Source organism: Escherichia sp. E10V5 (assembly GCF_004212315.1).
Lineage (GTDB): Bacteria > Pseudomonadota > Gammaproteobacteria > Enterobacterales > Enterobacteriaceae > Escherichia.
On the sequence record NZ_RHJM01000037.1, the window covers coordinates 69,575 to 74,993 of the forward strand.

Below are 5,419 nucleotides of genomic sequence, written 5' to 3' on the forward strand. Positions count from 1 at the left end.
CGTCTTAACCCTGCCTTGAATACCTTATCATTCGTCAAAATATTAATAGCAATGTGCCGTATCCCTGAAAATAATTCTGCTGCGCTTCCTCTTCTTATTTTGCAGTCGTCTTCATTCATTACCACGTCCAGACGCCAGTGCAGCTTATTCTCCACGTGCCAGTGATTTCGGATCGCTGTGGCGAACTTCTCTGCGGTTAAATCAGCAGAACGGATATAATATCTGACCATCATTTCTGGCTTTTTCTTTTGTTCTGCTATTATTGAGCGAAAGGAGACTGCCACGCATAATTTTTTCAGTTCTTTCCATTCAAACGTGAAATCAATAAGTTCATCAGGGACATCGCAAACAATGTGAAGACGGATTTCTTCTCTGCCGTGACTCTTTTCACTAATTGCGTAACTGTCATGCTCTGGATTATTTAATTCTTTCAGTGGAAATTTTTCCTCAAAGGCTTTATTAAGCCGCCCCTGATTTCCTTTTACAGCGAATAAATAATCACCTCCCTGTTTTTGTATCTTCTCTGCAATATCTTTCTGGCAACCCATCGCATCAGTTGTGATAATTTTTTCTTTAATATCCAACATGTTAAGAAGTTCTGGGATAGCTGTGATCTCATTAGATTTCTCATCCGTCTTGATCTGTCCGATGACCAGACTGTGCATTGTTGAGAATGCACTAATGACATGAATCGCTCCCTTGCGGCGACTCTTGTCATAAGAATGCAGGAGCGTTTTTCCATCAATTGCAATGACGTCTTTATCATTTGATGAATGGCAGTCACGCATCCAGTTAATAAAGCACTCGTGAAATTTTGCAGGACTGATACAGAATACAACTCTGGCAATGGTATCGTGAACAGGAATACCATTTTCAAAATCACCATATTGCTTCAAAAAATCGAGATGAGTTTCCCCAAAATCCTCTATATCTTCCCAACCTTCTGCACCAGAAATAACGGCACAAATAGTCAACAGTAGAATATCCGACAATTTATGTTCCACTTTCCAGGCTTGTCTGTAATCGTGAATAATAGAAATATGTTCCATCAATTTTTTAATTTCCATTTTGTTCTCCTTAATTAGGTAAGGAGTATTTGATCATGTATAAGCAATGAAAAACAGCTTTAGGAAATAAGGAATATCTCAATTATTGAACATTTAGTGCGAATTATTTAGTACAAAAAAGCAGCGTTACGTAATCTTCCCCTGTATGCCAACGTCATCTTATTTTTCATCTACTCCAACGAGTAGACAAGTTTTTTATTAAACCATTTATACCTTTTACGATTAAATTTTCTTATGTAATAGAGGTGAATAACCTTCCCAAAAATCCATACAAGCTTTACTTGCATAAAAGAATCCAGCGTCTGATTCATAAGACATAAATTGTGCAATAATAGATAGTTGTATATCTGAAAAATTAAAAACAAAATTCAAAAAATCATCGTGATCCCGATACTCAGGACATAAATATTGTTGAATAAAATCGGATTCAAAAACCCAAAAATAATTCTTATTAAACAACGAGGCATAAATATACAGAGGGATGTAATAGCAGAATACTTTCTCAGGGAGGAATGTAATTCCTAACTCTAAAGCATAAGAGTCATCCTTTATTTTTAAATTGTTGGCTATTTCATTCCATTGTTTCTTTTGGAAAAAATTATATACAATATCCAGTTACTCCAGCCCTGTAATATCATTTGAAATATGAGGTAATGGCTGGCATGGGAAATGAATCATAAGTTCATCATAGACTGCACTCTCGTTAGAGAAAATTATTTTTTTCATTTTATTAATCCACTGCAATCAGCTGCTGTTTTATATGCTTTATTCTCTTCTTCCATATGGGCCTTATCTCCACCACCAAAGCACTGATTATTAATCTGCTTTCTGACCGAAGCGCACGCCAAATTTATCTCGTACCGTCTCAATATTTCTTTTCTCAGCATCTGAGGAGCGCAAGCTCTAGACTGGTTACATAATCTGTTTTTTTCATTTTGTAAGTCACTCAGGTTCTGGGGACTACAGTTACCTCCAGGATTTACACCTGACTTATGTTCATCTGTTAATTTGTCGGCTTCTGGATTAACTTTACGGCCATATTGATCTCTGCGTTGTTGCCCACTTTGGATAACACCACCTGATGAAAACAAACCGCAACTCATCAGTGCTACAACACCAAGAATTAACGGATTTAACCCTTGTGGGTCTATCTCTGAGATCGGATTCAACGGATACTGATAAAAATTCCACCCGCCTTCCAGCCCAATCGGATCCTGAGTGATATATCGCCCCTGCAGCGGGTCATAATAGCGGTGGCGGTTGTAATACAGGCCGGACTCCTCATCATACTGCTGCCCCGGCAGCCGGATAAGCTGCTGCAGCTGATGCGGGTTCTCCTCACTCAGCAGGTTGCCCCATTCATCGTATTCCGCGTACCACGCTGTTGTCCCTTCCGTGCTGATAAGCGCCAGCGGCAGGTTATTCGGTTTGCGTCGTTGAGTTCACTACACTAAAACTCCGTGCCCATATAACCCAAGTCGGAGGCATGCCTTCCTCTGGTTCGTTCCATCTAAAATGTCTATACATAACATGGTTATTCAATTATTTTTTCTTTGAATTTATTCTCAATCCAGCTGTGTTTATACCTGATGAAAATTTGACACTCACCAATATTATCAATGTCTCCAGAATTTGTATTTGGTATTTGTCCAACTGCAACTATAGTTGATTCAAAATATTCAACATTGACATTATCTGTAATTATTGAAATTATATAATCATCTGGAATAGAGCCATTAGGAGTTATATTAAAGAAACTAACATCTGAAAATACCAAATAACCATCTTCTAAGTCTTCATTATCATAAAAATTCCATTCCGTTGTACCATAGACTATCCTTGAGATTAAATTAACCTGAATTCTAATTTGTTTACTCCATAAATCAAATTCAATTTTTTTTATTGCTCGATCACCAAGATATATTCTATCAAACATATTACTCCCCTATTCTAAAAATACTCAGGCATTCCGCACACTATATCAGCCTCATCTTGATTGCTTCCCGTTGACATTTCAACATACATAGCACAATAACATTGTCCAAACGTTCCCTCTCTACATGATATAAGTGTAAACATATGTAAAACAGAACTAAAAAAGCTTAGTGTACCGAGTGATCTAATACCGATATGTGCGGCACTACTATTCCATGGTACAACGCGACCATTAACATCAAGGGATGGACCTTGGCCTTTCATACCGCTACCTGTTCCTGGTAAGTGTGCATGTGGTGTTGAATTGTTTGCATGCCCTATTGGATTAAGCCTATAAGCATTTGAGTTATTCTGATAAAGAGTGTGAGTATCTGCACTTCCTGGATTACTGGGGGGATACGGGATTGTTCTGCCACCTACCGGTTCAACCATAATATTGCCTTTAGAATCACCTATAAACCTACCAACAGGTTGTTGAGTTATAGGATCAATAGTACAGGATTGACTTACAGGTTTTTGTCTGGGAGAAGGTAATGATAATAGATCTAATCCCAAAGGGTCTATATACTGAACCGGATTCAACGGATACTGATAAAAATTCCACCCGCCTTCCAGTCCAATCGGATCCTGAGTGATATATCGTCCCTGCAGCGGGTCATAATAGCGGTGGCGGTTGTAATACAGGCCGGACTCCTCATCATACTGCTGCCCCGGCAGGCGAATGAGCTGCTTATTACATGCAAAACGTCCCGTTTTGCATCTTTGTGCCTACGGCACACCGTGATCTTTCCCTGAATTATAAGATAATTATTTGATTAAGAGCGATATTTGTTCAGCACTGAGTTTACTGTCTGAACCACAGTTTTCGTGCTTTAACTTCTCTTTATTCATAAACTCATGGATATGGTGATCAACGGTGGTCTGATGCAGGCGCAGAGCCTGAGTAATCATGACTGAATTTCAGCCTTCAGAAGCCAGAAGAATGGCTTTAATACAATCGCAGCCCGCTTTTCACAACATTATGCTTATAATATGAAAAATATCTTGCCTTGCATCTTTGTGCCTACGGCATTGGATGATCTTTCCCTAACCTCATAGTTTCTTTTAGTCTTTCAAGCCTTAGCAATTCAACTTCGGCTTTAATATAACCATGTGAGGCAGCCATTTTCATCCAATTAATTGCATTATCTAAATTATAATATTTTAAATAGGAATCGTCCTCCTCTGAGGATAGAATCATCGCATAATTACATTGCGCTGTGATATTTCCTTGAGATGCAGCCCTTGCCAGATATTTAATTTGCTTGGGTATATTAAAGCAAACATATGTATAATATTGATGTAATCGATATGACGCATCACCATCACCATCCCCGCCCTCAGATTTAATATCAAGTTCATATCTTTGATTTTCACTTAAATTAAATAATTCAGATGTTGAGCTTATTTCCATGTTATGGAGCTTAACAGGGGAGGGGATTTCACCTCCATATAAACCACAAGAGAAAAAGAAAATATTTGCAATCAGAATAAATAAAAAACGCTTCATGTTGCCACCTTTGTTATTTTATATCACTTGGTCTCATAACTTTACCAGGAGTGGACGAAATGGGTTGGCCTGAAGGACCAAACGTTATCCAGCGGCCCATATTATTACCAGTTATGACATTATTACTTGTGTCAATTGCCGAGATATTATCCGTAAGTCCTGTTTGGATCGTATTAAAAAGAGGAGTATTATTATCCCACGCCATCCATACTTGCCATTGTGTATCAGCTCCAGTGACATTTGCATGAAGTGCTCTGGCTAACTTGCTGGCAAAAGATTTATCTCCCTCTCTGGCTGTACCACATGAGAATAACCAAACAGACATTCCCTTTTTATAGCGTGGATTAGCTCTGATTCTCTTGGCTAATCCCTCAGCAGTCTCATAGTTTCCATTTTCATCTGTAATAAAACCAGGATATCCATGTCCTCCAATAGTAAAAACGGCAGGAATATTTATTTTATCTGTTGCAGCATGCAGTGATACATTTCTGCGTAGCCCCTCATCATAGAAATTCATATCAGCTAATCCAAAAGGGTCTATATACTGAACCGGATTCAACGGATACTGATAAAAATTCCATCCCCCCTTCAGCCCAATCGGATCCTGAGTGATATATCGCCCCTGCAGCGGGTCATAATACCGGTGGCGGTTGTAAAACAGCTCCGACTCATCATCATACTGCTGACCCGGCAGGCGAATGAGCTGCTGCAGATGATGCGGGTTCTCTTCATTCAGCAGGTTGCCCCATTCATCGTATTCTGCGTACCACGCTGTTGTCCCTTCCGTGCTGATAAGGGCCAGCGGCAGGCCGCGATGGTCGCAGTGGTACAGGTGGATTTTTCGCGCCGGCGTGTACACCGGGTCCAT

Annotated in this window: 5 protein-coding genes and 3 pseudogenes; all 8 read right to left on the reverse strand. The window is 39.4% G+C overall.

What is annotated here, in order from left to right; all coding sequences use genetic code 11:
- Positions 1 to 1,067: ISAs1 family transposase (locus tag D9738_RS21960; RefSeq protein WP_240780609.1), on the reverse strand; the 1,067-nt coding region annotated here is incomplete at its 3' end.
- 722 nt (positions 1,068 to 1,789) lie between these two features.
- Positions 1,790 to 2,485 (reverse strand): annotated as a pseudogene (locus D9738_RS21970) (RHS repeat-associated core domain-containing protein); the annotation flags it as partial.
- A gap of 116 nt (positions 2,486 to 2,601) precedes the next feature.
- Complete coding sequence (locus D9738_RS21975) at positions 2,602 to 3,003, reverse strand: DUF6258 family protein (RefSeq protein WP_130261183.1); 402 nt, start codon at positions 3,001 to 3,003, stop codon at positions 2,602 to 2,604.
- 14 nt (positions 3,004 to 3,017) lie between these two features.
- Complete coding sequence (locus D9738_RS25290) at positions 3,018 to 3,434, reverse strand: hypothetical protein (RefSeq protein ID WP_240780610.1); 417 nt, start codon at positions 3,432 to 3,434, stop codon at positions 3,018 to 3,020.
- Positions 3,435 to 3,545: 111 nt separating this feature from the next.
- Positions 3,546 to 3,734 (reverse strand): annotated as a pseudogene (locus D9738_RS25295) (RHS repeat-associated core domain-containing protein); the annotation flags it as partial.
- Positions 3,735 to 3,830: 96 nt separating this feature from the next.
- Positions 3,831 to 4,001: pseudogene (locus tag D9738_RS21985) on the reverse strand (IS630 family transposase); the annotation flags it as partial.
- Positions 4,002 to 4,065: 64 nt separating this feature from the next.
- On the reverse strand, positions 4,066 to 4,551 hold the full coding sequence (locus D9738_RS21990) for a sel1 repeat family protein (RefSeq protein WP_130261184.1): 486 nt from the start codon (positions 4,549 to 4,551) through the stop codon (positions 4,066 to 4,068).
- 13 nt (positions 4,552 to 4,564) lie between these two features.
- On the reverse strand, positions 4,565 to 5,419 hold an 855-nt coding region (locus D9738_RS25300), incomplete at its 5' end, for an RHS repeat-associated core domain-containing protein (RefSeq protein ID WP_130261185.1).